Origin of the sequence: Telmatospirillum siberiense (assembly GCF_002845745.1) — a bacterium.
In the GTDB taxonomy this organism is placed as follows: Bacteria; Pseudomonadota; Alphaproteobacteria; order Rhodospirillales; family Magnetospirillaceae; genus Telmatospirillum; species Telmatospirillum siberiense.
In genome coordinates this window covers 101764-119912 of sequence record NZ_PIUM01000012.1, presented here as the reverse complement: position 1 = coordinate 119912, position 18149 = coordinate 101764, and the positions used below count along the sequence as shown (strand labels likewise).

Below are 18149 nucleotides of genomic sequence, written 5' to 3'. Positions count from 1 at the left end.
CCATGGAGGCCTTGCGTATCGACAAATGGCTCTGGTTCGCCCGGTTCTGTAAATCGCGAAGCCTCGCCCAGCATCTGCTCGCCGAGGGCGGGGTGATCCTCAACGAGCGGCCGGTCGTCAAGGCAAGCGCGACGGTCCGAAGCGGCGACGAACTGATCTTCCGGCAGGGCCGCGCCTGGCGTCGCGTCCTCGTGCTCGATCTCGGGCATCGCCGCGGTCCGGCCCCCGAGGCGCAGGGCCTGTATCGCGAGTTGGCGGCGCCGGAAGCCGCCACCGACCCCTGGGAATGGCCGCCGGCCCTCCCCTTTCCCACGTCCGATTCCCCTCCCGGCGGGACGCGACGAAAACCCTGACAGCGTGGGGGTTGTTCCGGCGAACGCGCTGTGCTAGGCAAGACCCCATGTTCGATAGTCTCAAGTCTTTGTTTTTTGGTGAAAGCGGCCGGTCCGTCGCCGGAGACGATCCGCGCCTGGCGGCAGCGGCCCTGCTGGTCGAGGCGGCGATGGTCGACGGCACCCTGGAAGGCGCCGAGGGCGCCCAGATTCTGCGCCTGCTGCGCGAAAGGTTCGGCCTGCCCGACACCGCCGCGCGCGGGCTGCTGGATCAGGCGCGCACCCTGCAGGGACAATCCAACCAGTTGTTCCCCTTCACCAAGGTGATTGTCGACCGCTACGACGCCCCCCAGCGCATCAGCGTAATCGAGATGTTGTGGGAGGTCGTCTTCGCCAACGGCCAGTTGCACGATTACGAGGCCAGCCTGGTGCGCCGGGTGGCCGGACTGCTTTTTGTTTCCGATCAGGACAGCGGTGCCGCGCGCCAGAGGGCCATGGCCCGTCTCGGGCTCGCCGGTTCCCCGGTCTGAAAACCAACCCCTACGGAGAATGTCATGGCGTACGTCGTCACGGAAAACTGCATCAAGTGCAAATTCATGGATTGCGTCGAGGTTTGCCCCGTCGATTGCTTCTACGAAGGCGAAAACTTCCTGGTGATCAACCCCGACGAATGCATCGATTGCGGTGTCTGTGAACCGGAATGCCCGGCCGAGGCCATTTTCCCGGACAGCGAGGAAAAGGCCGCCGAATGGGCCGAGACCAACCGCACCTATGCCGAGCAATGGCCCAACATCACCCGCAAGGGCGAATCGCCGGCCGACGCCGACGAGTGGAAGGGCAAGCCGGGCAAGGCCGAGCTGCTGAGCCCCAATCCGGGCAAGCGCTGAGGCGGAGCGGTCCCTGAGAGGGATTGCCGGGCCGGTTGCAAAAGATCGCACCGGTCTCCACATGGCAGAGGTTTTCGGGCGGCGGCGCGGAAAAGTGCCGGCCGCCAAACCGCAACCTCTGGTAGTGTTTTTTGTATCGAGGCGGATTCGTTCTGTTCCTCGGCCCTTGGCTATGCTATATAGTCCTTTCCGCTGAACCAGGGTCAGCGGACGGCCGCCTAGCGGCTAGGCCATTTGGGCTGTTGCCCCACACGGCAAGACCAGGAGTTCCGAATCGACCGCTTTTTGCGGTGCGGTGCGCGGCAAAATTTGCTGTGCCTGGCCGTTGCCCAGGTTTTATTGAGGGATGAGCAGGATATGCTGGACGAATCGTTTTCTGAAGGCGACTACGTGGTTTATCCGACCCATGGGGTCGGCAAAGTTGAATCGATCGAACTGCAACGGATTGCCGGACACGAGCTCGAACTGTTCGTCATCACCTTCGACCGCGACCGCATGACACTGCGTGTTCCGGTGCCGAAGGCGAAGAAGTCCGGTTTGCGCAAGCTGTCCACCCCCGGCGTGATGGACACCGCGCTCAGCACCCTGCGTGGCCGCGCCAAGGTCAAGCGCGCCATGTGGAGCCGCCGCGCCCAGGAATACGAGGCGAAGATCAATTCCGGCGATCCGATTTCCATCGCCGAGGTGGTGCGCGATCTGCATCGCAACGCCAACCAGCCGGACCAGTCCTATAGCGAACGTCAGATCTACGAAGCCGCGCTTGAACGTCTGGCCAGTGAATTGGCCGCCGTCGAACGCATCGAGCCCGAAATGGCGACGCAAAAACTGGAAAAGCTGCTCGACGCCGCTTAAGGTATCGGGAGCGGCATCGTCCCGATGCCGCTCCTTGCGACCTTTGGGGAGGTGGTACGCGGCGCATGTCCTCGGAGCAAAGCATCTTCGCGACATTGCGCGGCCGGTCCCGCGTCTGGGCCATCGCCGCCATCCACGGCCAGGCCGATCGGCTGTCCGCCATCCATCGACAACTTTTTACGAAATTTCAGCCGGGTGACCAGATCGTCTATCTGGGCAACTATTCCGGCCATGGCCGCGAAGTTCGCCGGACCATCGATGAATTGCTGCTGTTCCGCCGGGCCATCCTGGCCCGGGACGGCGTCGATTGCGCCGATATCGTCTTCCTGCGCGGCGCGCAGGAGGAAATGTGGCAGAAGCTTCTACAGCTTCAGTTCGCCCCAAATCCGGCGGAAGTCCTGCAATGGATGGTCGGCCAGGGCATCGAGCCCACCATCGAGGCCTATGGCGCCTCGGTCCAGGAAGCCGTCCTGGCCGCCCGCGACGGCACTCTGTCCCTGACCCGCTGGACCGGCCAGCTTCGGCAAAATCTGCGCGCCCTCGACGGGCATGCGACGCTGATGAGCGTGCTGCGCCATGCCGCCTTCAGCGATAACGGCACGCTGTTGTTCGTCCATGCCGGCATCGATCCGCAGCGTCCGCTGTCGGCGCAAAGCGACAGTTTCTGGTGGGGCAGTTCGGCCTTCGCCACCATCGACCGGCCTTACGGCGAATATCGCCGCATCGTGCGCGGTTACGACCGTCAGCATGGCGGCGTGGCCGAGACCCCCTTCACCGTGTCGCTGGATGGCGGCTGCGGCTTCGGGGGCGATCTGCTGGCCGCGCAGTTCGACGCCGACGGCGCCCTTCTGCAAGTCCTCAAGGCATGAGATGGCTGGGATGGCTCGGGCTTTCGCGCTTTTTTGTGGCCGGACGGCTTTCGCGCCATGGACGGAAGGCCATGCCGCCCCAATGTTCAAGGGCCTGAACGCAGAGAAGAATCGAGGATAGACGGGGCATGAAAGGCGACAAGGAAACCGCGGGCGCGCTTTATCCGCCCATCGAGCCCTTTCGGCAGGGATGGATGCCGGTCAGCGGCGGCCATCGCCTTTACTGGGAAGAATCGGGCAATCCCGCCGGCCAGCCGGTGATTTTCCTGCATGGCGGCCCCGGGGCCGGTTGCGCGCCGTTGCACCGCCGCTTCTTCGATCCCGCCCATTACCGCATCATCCTGTTCGACCAGCGCGGCGCCGGCCGGTCCGTTCCCGCCGCCCTGGTTTCCGACAACACGACCCCGCTTTTGATCGCCGACATCGAGTCCCTGCGCAGGTTCCTGGGCATCGAACGCTGGCTGGTCTTCGGTGGATCCTGGGGCAGCACCCTCGCCCTGGCCTATGGCGAGGCCCATCCCGAACGCTGCCTGGGATTCGTGCTGCGCGGCATCTTCCTGTTCCGCCCGCAGGAGGTGGACTGGTTCATGCACCAGATGGGCCGCTTCTTCCCCGAAGCCGGCCGCGCCTTCCTTCAGCCGCTGACGCCCGTCGAACGCGCCGATCCCTTGCGCGCCTATTACCGCCGGCTGACCGACGGCGATCCGGCCATTCATATGCCGGCCGCCCAGGTCTGGTGCAGCTACGAGGAATCCTGCTCGCGCCTGATCAACGAGCCGGGCGACACCCGCTCCTCGCCCTCGGCGCTGGCCATGGCCCGCATCGAGGCCCATTACATGATCAACGACGGCTTCATGGAGCCCGACCAGCTTTTGCGGAACATCGCGAAGCTGCACGGCCGGCCGGCCACCATCGTCCAGGGGCGCTACGACATGGTCTGCCCCATCGCCAGCGCCGACGACCTGGCCCGCGCCTGGCCCGGCACCGCCTTCCAGATCATCCCCGACGCCGGCCATTCGGCCATGGAGCCCGGCATCCGCGCCGCCCTGGTCACCGCCACCGACCGCTATCGGGCATTGCCTTGAGCACCTTTCTTGATCGCCGCCGCGCGCCATGCGATAACCGCCCTTGGGCGCCCGTAGCTCAGTAGGATAGAGCACAGGATTCCTAATCCTGGGGCCGTGGGTTCGAATCCCGCCGGGCGCACCATTTCCCATCTGAAAATCACTGGAAGTGCACTCCTTACGCTTTCGATAGGCGTCTTTTACGCCATCCAACCGGTAGCCCTCCTATTCCGGGGATCAGAAAGCGCGGCACACTCATCTTTCGCGTCACAGATGCTTCTGCTGTCGCGCGGAAAGCCATGTCCTGCTGTGCCGTCGTTGCGCTCAGCCAAAAAATCACCGGACGCCGCGCATACTTTTCAATACATTTTTAAGGTGTATCTCATATGAATATGAGGTGCCTTGATTGGACAAGACATAGAAAACACCCTCAAAAGACGAAATTTTTTAGAATCGTCCTTGTTTTGCATATGAATGGTGGGAGATTTTAGAATGGATATTCCCGATGAAGCGTCCAGTACGGCTCCCTATGCTCAAGCCGGTATATTGACTTCCGATTCCGCCTATGCCGGTACCGCCGACACTCCAGCCGAGGGAGGACACATCCTCACCGTTGGGGCTGGGCAAGAATACGCCACGCTCGCTGCGGCAATCGCGGCCTCCAGCGACGGCGATGTGATCGCCATCACGGGCGGCACGACACTGATCAATGACTTTTCCTATGTGAAGAAGAACATCACCATCGAGGGTGTCGGTGGCATGGTGAATATGGTCGCGACGGAAGCCCCGCCGAACGAAAAAGGCATATTGGTTATCGAGGGAAACGTCACCATTAAAAATATATCCTTCAGTGGCGTTGAAATTTCCGCAGATTCCGGAGGAAACGGAGCCGGCATCCGATACGATTCAGGTAATCTTACGTTAATAAATGATGATTTTCATGATAATCAGAATGGAATTCTTGCAAATGCGGATTCCACGGGAACCATTAAGATAGATCACTCTACTTTTGAAAATAATGGCGCAGGAGATGGCTACACTCACGATATATACATTGGTGAAGTTTCGAAATTCACTCTCACCAATAGCATTATCTCCAGCGCTTTTGTGGGCCATGAGGTAAAAAGTCGCGCAGACGTAAGTGACATTGAAAATAATATTATTCAGGACGGAGCTACGGGGACAAGCAGTTACGAAATTGACTTGCCGAACGGAGGGGCCGCAACGATAAAGGGGAATTTTATAGAAAAAGGGTCCAACGCCGAGAATCAGACCATGGTCCATTTTGGCGGAGAGGGAATACCTTATGCCAATTCCAGTCTTGATCTTGAAAACAACACGTTTGTAAACAACTATGGCGGCACCGCCATAGCATTGACGAACTCGACCATTGATGTGGCTACCGTGTCAGGCAACACCTTCGACAACTTTGCCTCCTCGGCAAATCTGGTGAAAGGCGGCGCCGAACTGACGGGAAATGTCGATGGCGACGGAACCGCGATCAGCAATACCACACAGGATGCATTGACCCCCGGCGACGGAGTCTGGATTTTTGCCGATGACCAGCCTCACTCACTGGTTTTCACGGATTACGGACAGGCAGCCCAAGGCGGCGACGGCCTTTTGACGATCAGCTCCGACTGGGGGCATGAAACCGTAATTGGCGGACAGGGCGGCCTGATCTATACGGATACCGGCCCCGCGTCCGCGGAGGCTGGTGACAACATCACCACGGCCATCGGGTCGATCAACCAAATCGCGGTGCTTGGCGGAGACACGATCAACAGCCGGGGCACAGACACGATTACGCTGGGCAACGGAAACTGCACTATCGGCGTCAGTGGCACCGCGAATATCTCCGGCGGGACGGGAAACTCCACATTTCAGGTCAGAGCGGGAGCGACGCTGGCACTTGACATGACCGGGGGATCCAACTGGATCACCATCGCTTCCGGCGCCAGCGCCACCGTTTCGGGCAATGCGGTCCTGCTGTCGGGAACCTGGTCCGGCGGTCAATTCGCCTATTCCATTACGCAAGACGGAACAACGAGCGATGCCACCTTCATCGGCGGCGGAGGCACCGCGGGAGTTTACCAGGGACATACCAATATCACCCTTGCCGGCGGATCGATCGGATCGAACGTCTCGCTGGGTGCCGGTAACGTGACCTTGACCAGCGTCGGCGCCGATATCATTCACGCCGGTTCCGGAAACGACACGATCATCGTATCCGGCAACTCAACGATTTATGCGGGCAGCGGCCAGCTTTCGGTCTTTGGTCGCGGCGAATCCGGTGTTGCCACCGTCTATGGAAATGGCGGCACCACGCTGATCGACGGTGATAGCGGTGGAATCGATTATATCGGCGACAGCCAGGCGGCCTCGATCGTCGACAATCTGTCTTACACGGAAATCGATGGAAGAAACGGCCACCTGACCATTACCGGAACAGGTTGGGTACGAACGATCAACGGCGGCAGCGGCGGCATCGATGTCATTAATGCACTCGGTGGCGACACCATCACCACTGCCGCAGGATCAACCAATACCATCAGCATGATTTATGGCGCGGATGTTTACAGTAATGGTAACGACACCATTACGTGCGGATCATGGGGAACAAATATTATTGCAACTGGCAATGCGACTATTACCGGAGGACAGGGCAACAGCCATTATACTCTTAATGGAATTGACTCCTTGACGTCTTACGCATCAGACACAATTAACGTCGGAGATAGCGCCATTGCGACGGTTATCGCATCCGGCACGGTCAGTAATATTAACGACAATGGCGGCACCATCCATTTTAGTGGAGTTTCACAAGGCGACGATATCGACGCCACGTTGACAGGCGTCGGAACGATCTACACCTGGGGAGGAAGCAACGCCTCAACCATAACGACCAGCACCACCGGCGCCGTTGTCACCTTGGCAAAAGGCAATGATCACGTGATCAGCCTCGGCGCGGACGACATCACCACCGGCTCCGGAAACGATTATATTCAAGCCAGTGCCCAGGGTGACCGGATTCATATCATCGCCGGGAGCGATGCCCATTCCATCACGATCGCAAACCTGTCGACAACCGCCGACACGATCGACTTCAGTGGCTTTGCATCGACACCGATCGTCAGCCAGACATTGGACTCGTCCGGTCTTGTCGTCCATCTGTCGGATGGCTCAACCATGACTGCGAACGGGTTCGCCAGCACGCTTTCGACTCCAGTCGATTCACAGACGGCGACAATCGCCCGGCAGAACTGCACCGCCACTCTGCAAGGGGACAACGACACGGTGTCGGTCACCGGAAGCGCCGATACGCTTGCATTTTATGGAAACAACGCCACCGTCGCGATCTCCGGTAATTTCGCCCAGACGACTATCAACGGCGATTCGGCGAGCGTCACCGTGAGCGGCTCATGGGACACGACCGCAGTAAGCGGCTCCGACAACAACATCAGGGTGACGGGGCAGAAAGATACCGTTTCGATCGGCGCGAGCGGAACCACGACAATTGATGCCGGTGGCGCTTCCGATGCAATCATCCAATTCGGTAGTGGTATTTCTGCGGATCAACTTTGGTTCAGCCGAAATGGAGACGACTTACTGGTCAGTGTCATTGGCACAAATGAGCAAACTGATTTGCAAAATTGGTATGCCGGGACGTCTTCCGACATTAGTCAGTTCAAAACGGCTGACGGCCATGCCCTTCTCAACACTCAAGTCAGCAACCTCGTTGATGCCATGGCGAGCCTTTCGGCACCCGCCCCGGGCCAGACGACGCTCAGCACGACCCAAGCCACCCAATTGGAACCGGTGATTGCTGCAAATTGGCATTGAGCAGCTGTTACAGGATGCAGATCTGTTCCATCTGAAAAATGAGGCGGTAAACACTTCGGTATCACCGAAGTGTTTACCGTTACCTTGCGCTATCCGAGCGCTTCCTGATCATCACGCAACAAAACCGCCTCCCGATCTCGTGGAGGACGGGTGGACACAGAGCGAGCCCGTCTGGCACCCTCCACCGTACCCGCGACGGCGCGGGTGTGGGTCCTAGGGGATGGGAGGTGCCCGTCGGTCTCGATGGCTTTCAAGGCCTCTGCCAGAGACATCCCTCGATAGAGACAGAACCATGCACCGACATGCCGATACCACCCCTCACCTCCACCGCCCCGGAGTCCCTTCATCTGCCCATGTCCAACATGTATGATTCAGCTTCGCGGGCAGACATCGCGTCCTCGGCATAAGTAAAGGTGCCATGATCCTTGACCTCGCGTGCGGCGCGCACGAACCCCCCAAGCGCCGCCCGCGCGAATGAGCCGCCGACGCTGATTCGCTTGACCCCCGCCTCCTCCAGCTCTCCGACGGTGAAGGTCCGACCGGCCAGCCCCATCACAACGTTTACCGGACGATTGACGGAGAAACATACGGTTCGGATCGCGTCGAGATTTGGCAGGCCCGGGGCATAGAGGACATTGGCTCCCACCTTCTCAAATGCTTGAAGACGGCGGATCGTGTCATCCAAATCGAGCCGCCCGTGCAGGAAGTTCTCAGCGCGCGCGGTCAGGATGAAAGGATGTTTGCGAGCTTCCTCGGCCGCGGCGGCGACCCGTTCCACCGCCAGAGTAAAGTCGAATATCGGATCTGCCGGATTGCCCGTGGCGTCCTCGATTGATCCACCCACAAGACCAATCTCGGACGCCAGGGAAATCGTCAGGGCACAGGATGCCGGGTCTGATCCGAACCCATCTTCCAGGTCGGCAGAAACGGGCAAGTCGGTCGCCTCGACGATGCTCCGCGCATTCTGCAAAATGGCCTCACGCGAGAGAGCCGCGGCCGAGTCTCGACGCCCGATCGCAAATGCAAATCCGGCGCTCGTTGTGGCCAATGCCTCGAAACCGAGCGCGGTAAGAATACGGGCCGAGCCCGCATCCCAAGGATTGGGAATTACGAAAGCTCCCGGCCGACTATGCAACTTTCGGAACGCCTGATGCTTGCTCAATTGGCTTACCATGCACCCCTCCCGGAACGATGAGGAATGTTGGCACAGGCCGAACAAAAAGAGAACATATATCGGGGCGGAACGGCGCCGCCCGTCAGGCCCGGCGCTGGAAGGATAGCCGGGCTTCGGCCAGCTTGAAGACGCGGCCGATCAGGAAGGCCAGAATCATGTAGATGACCCCGGCGACGATCAGGGGCTCGGTGCTGTAGCTGGCGGCGGCCAGCCGCCGGCCGACGCCGGTGACGTCCAAGAGCGTGATGGTGCAGGCCAGCGACGTCGATTTGAGCTGGATCGCCACCTCATTGCTCAGGGCCGGCAGCATCAGGCGGAAGGCCCGGGGCAGGATGATCCGCCGATACATCAGGAAGGGCCCCATGCCGACCGACAGGGCCGCCTCCTTCTCGCCGGACGGCACGGCCATGATGCCGCCCCGGACCACCTCCGCCACATAGGCCACCATGTTCAGCGTCAACACCACCTGGGCGCAGGGGAAGGCGTCGCGCAGGAAAGGCCAGGCGATGGACTGGCGAATCCACGGGAACTGGGACAGGCCGTAATAGAACAGGAAGATCTGCACCAGCAGCGGCGTGCCCCGGAAAAAAGCCGAATAGGCGAAAGCCGGCCAGCGGAAAAACGGATTGGCCGACAGCCGGGCGACGGCAAGCGGCACCGCCAGGACCATCGCCAGGACCGTCGAGACGACCAGCAGTTCCAGGGTGATGACGAGCCCCCTGCCGAACAGGGCGGCGGTATCGGAAAGCCCGCCCAGCGTGGACAGATCGACACCCATCATCCCTATCGCCTCCGCAGCCCGCGGCCGGCGCGCCGCTCGAGAAGATTGAACAGCGGGTTCGACAGGGTCAGCAGAAGCAGATAGACCAGGGCCGCCGCGATATAGAAATTGAAGGGATGCTTGGTCACCTGGGCGCCGATCTGAGCCTTGCGCATCAGGTCCTCCAGCCCCACGATCGACACCAGGGAGCTGTCCTTGATGACGTTCTGCCATTGGTTGTTGAGGCTGGGCAGGGCCAGCCGCCAGGCCTGTGGCAGATGAATGCGGAAGAAGACCTGCAGGGGCCGCATGCCGAAAGCGTGCGCCGCTTCGAGCTGACCCGCCGACACGCCCAGGAAGGCGCCGCGGAAGGCTTCCGAGGCATAAGCGCCGAAGACGATCGACAGCGCGAAGACCCCGCCCGCGAACGGGCTGATGTCCACCCTGGTGCCGAACCAGCCGGTCAGGAGGTTGGTCAGGCCGAAATAGCAGATCAGCAGGATCAGGAATTCGGGAATCCCGCGCAGGAGATCGGTGACGGCACCGACCGGACGACTTATCCAGGCATGGCGAGACAACTTGGCCGCGGCCCCCAGAATCCCCAGAAGGACGCCGAACACCGCCGAGGCGACGGCGACCTCCAGGGTGACCAGAATCCCCTGCAGCAGTTGGGCCTCATATCCGAAAAGCGCCATGGACGGCTGTTCCCCCACTGCTCAGCGGCGATCCCGGACGGACCTCATTTGCCGTTGATCGGGAAGGGGAAGTACTTGTCGTTGATCGCCTTGTAGGTCCCGTCCTTCAGGACCTGGACCAGCGCCTCGTTGAATTTGGCGCGCAAGGCGGCGTCGCCCTTGCGGAAGGCTATGGCGGTGCCGGTTCCGAAGATCTCGACGTCGTCGATGTCCTTGCCCACGTAATCGAAGCCCTCGGCCTTGCCGGTCTTCTGCAGCCAGTCCCATTCGATGGTCTTGTCGGCCAGCGTCGCGTCGATGCGGCCGGCCTCCAGGTCCAGATAGGCTTCCTCCTGGGACTGGTAGACCTTGATCGCCACCGAGGGAAGACGCTTCTTCATGAAGGTCTCGTGCGTGGTGCCGCTCTGCACGCCGACGGTCTTGCCCTTGAGGCTGGCCGCGTCGGCACCGATGGCGGCTCCCTTCTTGGCGACGAGGCTGACCGGGGCGATGGTCAGAAGGTCGCCGAAATCGACGCTTTTCTTACGTTCGTCGGTCACCGACATCTGCGACAGGATGGCGTCGACCTTGCCGGCGTTCAACGCCGCGATCTCGGCGTCAAAGTCCATGTTGACCCATTCGCAGTCCAGCTTGGCGGCGGCGCACATCTTGGTGCCGAGTTCGATCTCGAAGCCCTTCAGAACCCCGTCGGCGTCCTTGTATTCGAAAGGAGCGTAATCGGCCTCGGTGGCGATGCGGACCTTGGTGGCGGCATGGGCCGCCGTGGCCATCCCCAGCATCGCCAAGGCACAGAACAGACCAATCTTCTTCATTTCCAATCCCCATATTCCAAAAAACATCACCCTTTGAGAACGCTGGCGAGGAACTGCCGCGAGCGTTCGGAGACCGGAGCGTCGAACAACTGCTCGGGCGGCCCCTCCTCCTCGATCTGCCCCTGATGCAGGAAAAGGACATGATTGGCCACCTCGCGGGCGAATCCCATCTCATGGGTGACCACCAGCATGGTCCGGCCCTCGCGGGCCAGATCGCGCATCACCTTCAAGACCTCGCCCACCAGTTCGGGGTCGAGCGCCGAGGTGGGCTCGTCGAACAGCAGGACCTCGGGCTCCATGGCCAGGGCGCGGGCGATGGCGACCCGCTGCTGCTGTCCGCCCGACAGCTCGCTCGGAAAGGCGTCCAGGCGCTCCGCCATGCCCACCTTCTCCAGCACGGCCTCGGCCCTGGCGATCGCCGTCTTGCGATCCAGCTTCTGCACATGGACCGGCGCCTCGATGACGTTTTCCAGCACCGTCATGTGGGCCCACAGATTGAACTGTTGGAAGACCATGGCCAGACGGCTTCTGATGCGCTCCAACTGACGACGGTCGGCCGGGACCAGCCCTTGGGGGCCGGGCGTCAGGCGCAGTTCCTCGCCCTTCACCGCCACGCTGCCGGAATTGGGGGCTTCGAGAAAATTGATACAGCGCAAAAAAGTGCTCTTGCCGGCCCCGCTGCTGCCCAGAATGGCGACGACGTCATGTTCGTGGGCGGTCAGGGAGACCCCCTTCAGCACTTCATGCGAACCATATCTCTTATAAATGTCGCGGACGACGAGAGCTTCCGGCGCGGAGGATCTTGGTGTCACGACCACGAATTCCCCCTTGTTTCCCGCCTCATCCAAACGCCTCGCCTCGTTATCCCGACCGTTGGCCGTCCATCCCCCGGAGACAGGGCTTTACATGCCTGTTCTGCGGGCGGGCGCCGATACTGCCCCTTTTTTGTTCGATCGTATAGAGCCCGCAGGGAGGGTGAATCTTTACCCCTTTCCTCAAAGGGGTTTGTGCCGGAAAAGGCCCCCCTCGGCATGAGCAAGGGAAAACTTTGCCCTATCGGTTGCCCCAACACCAGGATGGGGCAAGAGGGCCATGATCGGAACCGAAGCCGTTCGCTTCCGTTACGCGCTTCTCACGGCCAGGCCGGCCATTGCCTATTCCATCGACGATGGCCGTATCGAAATCGACAACGACACCGCTTACGACTTGGCGACCTGCGTTTCGAGCAAGGACGTCAACGGATCGGTGGTGGTGGAACTGCTCCCGCCGGCCACCTCTTGCAGGAATGTCGCCAGGGATGTCGCACTGCCGCTTGCCGTGCCGGTTCCGCCGGCTTCGGCGTCAAGCAGCATGGTGATCGGATTGCTATTGCTGGACGTGCCGCTTTCGCCGGCCTGTTCCCGAAGCAATGTGGCCAGGATGCCGCTGGTCAGCGGGGACTGGCCGCCGGTCAGCGCGCCGGCCGTGCCCGATGTCGTGGAAGAGGAGGAGGCGGAGGAATCGCTGCTGCTGGTCGAGGCGCTGCTTTGCGTATCGGCGTTGGCCTGCGCGGAGGCCAATTGTTTCTGCAGTTGCTGCTGGGCGAGCGTGTTGCTGTTGACGGTCAAAGACATCGGAATCCTCCTGTCGCGGCAAGCCGCCTTGGCGACGCCGAAGATGCCGTCATGCAAAAGGCGGACCCCGCCGATCTGAAAAAAAATAGGGCGCTGTTTCAATGGGATGAAAATCGTCCCCGGCGGCCGATGACGTGCCGGCCGGAAAAAACGAACGGGGCCCGGGCAAAAAATTCCGGGCATTTTCCAACGCCATGTAACAAAAGCGAAAATGAACGAACACAAAACCTTCTTTTGATAAGGGACGGCTGGCGGTGCATCACAATCGTCCATGCATGAAAGCGAAAGACATCGACTGATTCTCGGTCTGGTCCGTGAAACCGGGTTCGTCGGGGTGACCGATCTGTCGCGCCGTTTCGGCGTGACGCCGCAGACGGTGCGCCGCGACATCAACCGCCTCGACGCGGAGGGCCTGCTGCGCCGTCTGCACGGCGGCGCCGGACCGGGCGATGCCCGCGACAATCTCGCCTTCGAAACCCGGCAGGATCTCAATCTCGACGCCAAGCGGCGGATCGCCGCCCTGGTCGCCGGCCATGTCGCGGACGGCTCGTCCCTTTCCATCGGCATCGGCACCACGCCGGAGGCGGTGGCCGGGGCGCTCGTCCACAAGTCGGGATTGCGCATCCTGACCAACAATCTGAACGCGGCCTTCATCGCCTGCGGCCAGGACGGCTTCGACGTCACCATCGCCGGGGGCCGCTTGCGCCAGCGGGGCGTGATCGGCGACGCGGCGGTCGATTTCTTTGCCGGCTTCAAGGTCGATATCGCGGTTTTCGGAGTGGGCAGCGTCGATCCCGAGGACGGCACCCTCCTCGATTTCGACCGGGAGGAGGTCCGGACCCGCCTGTCCATGGCCGCCAACGCCCGCCAATCCTTCCTGGTGCTCGACCACAGCAAGTTCGGCCGGCCGGCCGTGGCGCGCGGCGGCAACCTGTGCGACGTCGACGCCATCTTCACCGAGCGCCCCCTGCCGCCGGCAATGGAGGAGATGGCGATGGCCGCCGGAGTGGCCATCCATGTCGCGGATTCCGAAGCGGGCGGGGCGTCATGACGGGCGCCACCGTGACCGTGACGGAAATCACCAAGCGCTGGGGGGAAACCCTCGCCGTGGCCGGCGTTTCCCTGTCCGCCGGGGAAGGGCGCTTCGTCACCCTGCTGGGACCGTCGGGATGCGGAAAATCCACCACCTTGCGGGTGATCGCCGGCCTTGAGACGGTGGACGGGGGATCGGTGCGGATCGGCGACCGCGACGTCACCCGGCTGCCGCCGTCACGCCGGGCGCTCTCCATGGTGTTCCAGTCCTACGCCCTGTTTCCCCATATGACGGTGGCGGAAAACCTGCTTTTCGGCCTGAAGGTCCGCAAGGTGGCGCCGGTGGAACGGCGCCGCCGGCTGACCCGGGTGGCCGAGCTTCTGTCCATCGACGGACTGCTTTCGCGCAAGCCGTCCCAGTTGTCGGGCGGCCAGCAGCAACGCGTCGCCCTGGGGCGCGCCCTGATCGCCGAGGCCCCGGTCTGCCTGATGGACGAGCCGCTGTCCAACCTCGACGCCCAGTTGCGCGGCGAGATGCGCCGCGAGATCCGCGCGCTTCAGGAGCGACTGGGCATCACCATGATCTACGTCACCCATGATCAGGCGGAGGCCATGAGCATGTCGGATCACGTGGTGCTGATGAACAGGGGCGCCATCGAACAGCAGGGCCGCCCCGGCGATCTTTACAATCGCCCGGCCAGCCTGTTCACCGCCCGCTTCATCGGCTCGCCCGCCATGGACATCCTCGACCTATCCGACCCGGACTTGAGCCGATTCGTCTTCGGCGATCCGGAAAAAGGCGCGGGCCTGCTTCTCGGCCTGCGCCCCGAGACCGTCTCCCCGGCGCCGGGCCACGGCCTGCCGGCGGTGGTCGAGGCGTCCGAATATCTCGGGGCCGATACGCTGCTCTCCTGCCGGGCGGCCGGCGGGCAAAGGCTGTCCGCCCGCCTGCCCGGCGCCGCGACGATGGCCCCAGGCACCGGGGTTAATCTGACATGGCCGGAGGAGGCCACGCATTTGTTCAACGCCGCCGACGGCCGGCGGCGCGACGACCGCCTGTCCGACTGCCCGACCGCCTTCACCCGCGCCCGTTTGTCCCAAATATGCTGACCAGCAGGAGCCGCCAATAATGTTCATTTCCCTGAAACGCATGATCGCCGGCGTCACATTGGCCTGCGGACTGAGCATGGCGGCCGCCCTGCCGGCGGCGGCGACCGACCTGTCCTTCTATTTCCCGGTGGCGGTGGGGGGCCCCATCACCAAGCTGATCGACGGCTATGTCGCCGAGTTCCAAAAGGCCCATCCCGATATCCGGATATCGCCCGTCTACGCCGGCAGCTACCAAGATACCCTGGCCAAGGCGCTGACCGCGCTGAAGGGCGGCGACGCGCCGCAGGTGGCGATCCTGCTGTCCACCGACATGTTCACCCTGATCGACGAGGATGCCGTGCTGCCCTTCGAGCAACTGGCCAAATCCGACGCCGACAAGGCTTGGCTCAACGCCTTCTATCCCGCCTTCATGGAAAACAGCCGGGCCGGCGGGCATGTCTGGGGCGTGCCGTTCCAGCGTTCCACCGTCGTCCAATATTGGAACAAGGAAGCCTTCAAGGAGGCAGGGCTGGATCCCGAGAAGCCGCCGCAGACCTGGGACGAACTGGTGGCGTTCGGACACCGGCTCACCAAGCGCGACGCGGGCGGCGCCGTCACCCAATGGGGCGTGCAGATCCCCTCCTCGGGTTTCCCTTACTGGCTGTTCCAATGCCTGGCCATCGAAAACGGCGTGGTCCTGGCCAACGAGGCCGGCGACAAGACCGATTACGCCAATCCCAAGGCGATCGAGTCCTTGCAGTTCTGGCATGATCTGTCGGCCAGGGAGCGGATCCATCCCTCGGGCGTGGTGGAATGGGGCACGACGCCCAAGGACTTCTTCGAACGCAAGGCGGCGATCATCTGGACCACCACCGGCAACCTGACCAACATCCGCGCCAACGCGCCCTTCGCCTTCGGCGTTTCCATGCTGCCGGAGAAAGTCCGGCGGGGCTCGCCCACCGGCGGCGGCAACTTCTACGTCTTCAAGAACGCCAGCCCCGAACAGCGGACGGCGGCGCTGGAATTCGTCAAGTTCATGACCTCGGCCGAGCGGGCCGCCCAATGGGGAATCGACACCGGCTATGTGGCGACCCGCCCCGACGCCTGGGAAACCCCGGCCATGAAGGCCTATGTCGCCGGCTTCCCGGCCGCCGCCGTGGCCCGCGACCAACTGCAATATTCCGTCGCCGAACTGTCGACCCATGACAACCAGCGGGTCACCAAGGCGCTGAACGACGCCTTGCAAGCGGTGCTGACCGGTGCCAAATCGCCGGCCGAGGCCCTGGGCGAGGCCCAGGCCAACGCCGAGCGCCTACTCAAGTCCTATCGCTGAGGCGGGATGGGTCCCGGCCGCCCCCCTTGGCCGGGACCCGCCCCTTTCCCGGACCCATGATGAGCAAACGCCTGAACGCCCTTTACGGATGGCTGCTGATCCTGCCGGCGGTTTCGCTGCTGGCGGCCTTCACCCATCTGCCGGCGGTGATGACCCTGCTCGCCTCCGTCCATTCGACGCCCAGGGGAACCCGGCCGCCGCACTTCGTCGGTCTCGACAACTACCGGGACATGATGGCGGATCCGATCTTCTGGCAAAGCCTGTGGAACAATCTGATCTACGCGCTGGCCACCATCCCCGTCTCGGTGGCTTTGGCGCTGACCATGGCCCTGCTGGTCAACCGCTCCTTTCCCGGCCGCTCCCTGGCCAGGCTGGCCTTTTTCACGCCCACCGTGCTGCCGATGATCGCCGTGGCCAATATCTGGCTGTTCTTCTACACCCCCGATTACGGACTGCTCGACCGGCTGGTGGGCTTCCTGGGCATGGCGCACCATAACTGGCTGGGCGAACGCGGCACCGCCCTTTGGGCGCTGATCGCGGTGGCAATCTGGAAGGAATCGGGATTCTTCATGATCTTCTATCTGGCGGCCCTGCAGCAGATCCCGGCGACCCTGCGCGAAGCCGCCGCCCTGGAAGGCGCCGGCCCCTGGACCTGCTTCCGCCGGGTCACCCTGCCGCTTCTGATGCCGACCACCCTGTTCGTGCTGATCAACGCGCTGATCAACGCCTTTCGCATGGTCGACCATGTGGTGGTGATGACCCGCGGCGGGCCGGACAATGCGACGTCGCTGCTGCTCTTTCATATCTTCGAGGTGGGATTCCGCTTCTGGGACAGCGCCTATGCCGCCACCTTGACGGTGGTGCTGGTGACGATCCTCTCGCTGGTCGCCGCGCTCAAATTCCACTTTCTCGACAGCCGGACCCATTACCGATGAGCGGCCTCGGCCGGAGTTCCCCCATCGGGCCGGCGATGGCCGGCCTCGCCGCCTGGCTGCTGGCCGCCCTCTGGCTGCTGCCCATGGCCTTCGCCCTGTGGACGGCCTTTCACCCCAGCGCCTTCGCCGCCCACTTCGATCCGACGGCCCCCCTGACCCTGGAGAATTTCTCCCGCGCCTGGGAGGCGGCGCCCTTCGCCCGTTACTTCCTCAACACCAGCCTGCTGGTGGCCGGCGTCATGGCCGGCCAGATGATCCTGTGCACCCTGGCGGCCTACGGCTTCGCCCGCTTTCCCTTTCCCGGCGCCGGACTGGTCTTCGCGCTGGTCCTCATGCAATTGATGATCATGCCCGACCTGCTGCTGGTGGAGAATTACCGCACCATCAAGGCGTTGGGGCTGATCGACAGCATCGCCGGAATCGGCCTGCCCTATGTGGCGTCGGCCTTCGGCATCTTCCTGCTGCGCCAGACCTTCAAGGGCATTCCGCGGGAACTGGACGACGCGGCCCGCATCGAGGGCTGCGGCCCGCTGGGCGTCCTCTGGCGGGTCTATATCCCGCTCGCCCGGCCGACCTATGTCGCCTATGGGCTGGTCTCGGTCAGCTACCATTGGAACAATTTCCTCTGGCCGCTGATCATCACCAACAGCGTCTCGACCCGGCCGCTGACCGTCGGCCTGTCGGTCTTCGCCGCCACCGACCAGGGCATCGACTGGTCGGTGATCTCGGCCGCGACACTGATGACGGCGGCGCCCCTGCTGATCGCCTTCCTGGCCTTCCAGCGCCAGTTCGTGAACAGCTTCCTGCGGGCGGGAATCCGTTGAACGGGGCGGGCAAACGAAGCGATTGAGCTGGCGAC

18 protein-coding genes and 1 tRNA gene are annotated in these 18149 nt (G+C 62.5%); 14 read left to right on the top strand and 5 right to left on the bottom strand.

What is annotated here, in order from left to right; genetic code table 11:
• The first annotated feature begins 2 nt into the window (after window positions 1–2).
• From CWS72_RS12275 to CWS72_RS12240, 8 genes are all read left to right on the top strand, one after another.
• Entirely contained in the window at window positions 3–353 is a 351-nt protein-coding gene (locus CWS72_RS12275) for an RNA-binding S4 domain-containing protein (RefSeq protein WP_101250898.1), read from the top strand.
• A gap of 47 nt (window positions 354–400) precedes the next feature.
• Window positions 401–862 carry a tellurite resistance TerB family protein gene (locus CWS72_RS12270; RefSeq protein ID WP_158240625.1) on the top strand — a complete coding sequence of 154 codons (462 nt, stop codon included), beginning with the start codon at window positions 401–403 and terminating at the stop codon, window positions 860–862.
• Window positions 863–886: 24 nt separating this feature from the next.
• Window positions 887–1219 (top strand): ferredoxin FdxA, encoded by a 333-nt coding sequence (fdxA, locus tag CWS72_RS12265; protein WP_101250896.1) that lies wholly within the window; start codon window positions 887–889, stop codon window positions 1217–1219.
• Between the two features lie 357 nt (window positions 1220–1576).
• A complete protein-coding gene (locus CWS72_RS12260; protein WP_101250895.1) occupies window positions 1577–2071 on the top strand; it encodes a CarD family transcriptional regulator in 495 nt (164 codons plus the stop codon).
• A 65-nt stretch (window positions 2072–2136) separates the two neighbouring features.
• Window positions 2137–2940: a hypothetical protein gene (locus tag CWS72_RS12255; protein ID WP_101250894.1), complete on the top strand. Its 804-nt coding sequence runs from the start codon at window positions 2137–2139 to the stop codon at window positions 2938–2940.
• Between the two features lie 128 nt (window positions 2941–3068).
• Complete coding sequence (pip, locus tag CWS72_RS12250) at window positions 3069–4025, top strand: prolyl aminopeptidase (protein WP_101250893.1); 957 nt, start codon at window positions 3069–3071, stop codon at window positions 4023–4025.
• A gap of 47 nt (window positions 4026–4072) precedes the next feature.
• A tRNA-Arg gene (locus CWS72_RS12245) sits at window positions 4073–4149 on the top strand.
• A gap of 347 nt (window positions 4150–4496) precedes the next feature.
• Window positions 4497–7847, top strand: a complete 3351-nt coding sequence (locus CWS72_RS12240; protein ID WP_146002729.1) for a beta strand repeat-containing protein — start codon at window positions 4497–4499, stop codon at window positions 7845–7847.
• Window positions 7848–8190: 343 nt separating this feature from the next.
• Here the strand turns inward: CWS72_RS12240 and CWS72_RS12235 are convergent, their stop codons facing one another.
• The 5 genes from CWS72_RS12235 to CWS72_RS12215 form a co-directional block, all read right to left on the bottom strand.
• Window positions 8191–9021 carry an isocitrate lyase/PEP mutase family protein gene (locus CWS72_RS12235; RefSeq protein ID WP_101250891.1) on the bottom strand — a complete coding sequence of 277 codons (831 nt, stop codon included), beginning with the start codon at window positions 9019–9021 and terminating at the stop codon, window positions 8191–8193.
• Window positions 9022–9103: 82 nt separating this feature from the next.
• Entirely contained in the window at window positions 9104–9802 is a 699-nt protein-coding gene (locus CWS72_RS12230; RefSeq protein ID WP_241911702.1) for an ABC transporter permease, read from the bottom strand.
• Window positions 9803–9804: 2 nt separating this feature from the next.
• Window positions 9805–10476 (bottom strand): ABC transporter permease, encoded by a 672-nt coding sequence (locus CWS72_RS12225; protein ID WP_101250890.1) that lies wholly within the window; start codon window positions 10474–10476, stop codon window positions 9805–9807.
• Window positions 10477–10520: 44 nt separating this feature from the next.
• On the bottom strand, window positions 10521–11288 hold the full coding sequence (locus tag CWS72_RS12220) for a transporter substrate-binding domain-containing protein (protein ID WP_101250889.1): 768 nt from the start codon (window positions 11286–11288) through the stop codon (window positions 10521–10523).
• 26 nt (window positions 11289–11314) lie between these two features.
• Window positions 11315–12100, bottom strand: coding sequence for an ABC transporter ATP-binding protein (locus tag CWS72_RS12215; RefSeq protein ID WP_101250927.1), 786 nt, complete (start codon window positions 12098–12100; stop codon window positions 11315–11317).
• Window positions 12101–12380: 280 nt separating this feature from the next.
• On the opposite strand from CWS72_RS12215, the gene CWS72_RS12210 reads away from it, so the two are divergent.
• From CWS72_RS12210 to CWS72_RS12185, 6 genes are all read left to right on the top strand, one after another.
• Window positions 12381–12980: a hypothetical protein gene (locus CWS72_RS12210; RefSeq protein ID WP_101250888.1), complete on the top strand. Its 600-nt coding sequence runs from the start codon at window positions 12381–12383 to the stop codon at window positions 12978–12980.
• A 192-nt stretch (window positions 12981–13172) separates the two neighbouring features.
• Window positions 13173–13952, top strand: coding sequence for a DeoR/GlpR family DNA-binding transcription regulator (locus tag CWS72_RS12205; protein ID WP_101250887.1), 780 nt, complete (start codon window positions 13173–13175; stop codon window positions 13950–13952).
• Window positions 13949–15043, top strand: coding sequence for an ABC transporter ATP-binding protein (locus CWS72_RS12200; RefSeq protein WP_101250886.1), 1095 nt, complete (start codon window positions 13949–13951; stop codon window positions 15041–15043). Before CWS72_RS12205 ends, CWS72_RS12200 begins: the two co-directional genes overlap by 4 nt.
• Before the next feature lie 19 nt (window positions 15044–15062).
• On the top strand, window positions 15063–16355 hold the full coding sequence (locus tag CWS72_RS12195; protein ID WP_101250885.1) for an ABC transporter substrate-binding protein: 1293 nt from the start codon (window positions 15063–15065) through the stop codon (window positions 16353–16355).
• A gap of 56 nt (window positions 16356–16411) precedes the next feature.
• Window positions 16412–17290 carry a carbohydrate ABC transporter permease gene (locus CWS72_RS12190; RefSeq protein ID WP_199175659.1) on the top strand — a complete coding sequence of 293 codons (879 nt, stop codon included), beginning with the start codon at window positions 16412–16414 and terminating at the stop codon, window positions 17288–17290.
• Complete coding sequence (locus tag CWS72_RS12185; protein WP_101250883.1) at window positions 17287–18114, top strand: carbohydrate ABC transporter permease; 828 nt, start codon at window positions 17287–17289, stop codon at window positions 18112–18114. Before CWS72_RS12190 ends, CWS72_RS12185 begins: the two co-directional genes overlap by 4 nt.
• The last annotated feature ends 35 nt before the right edge of the window (window positions 18115–18149 follow it).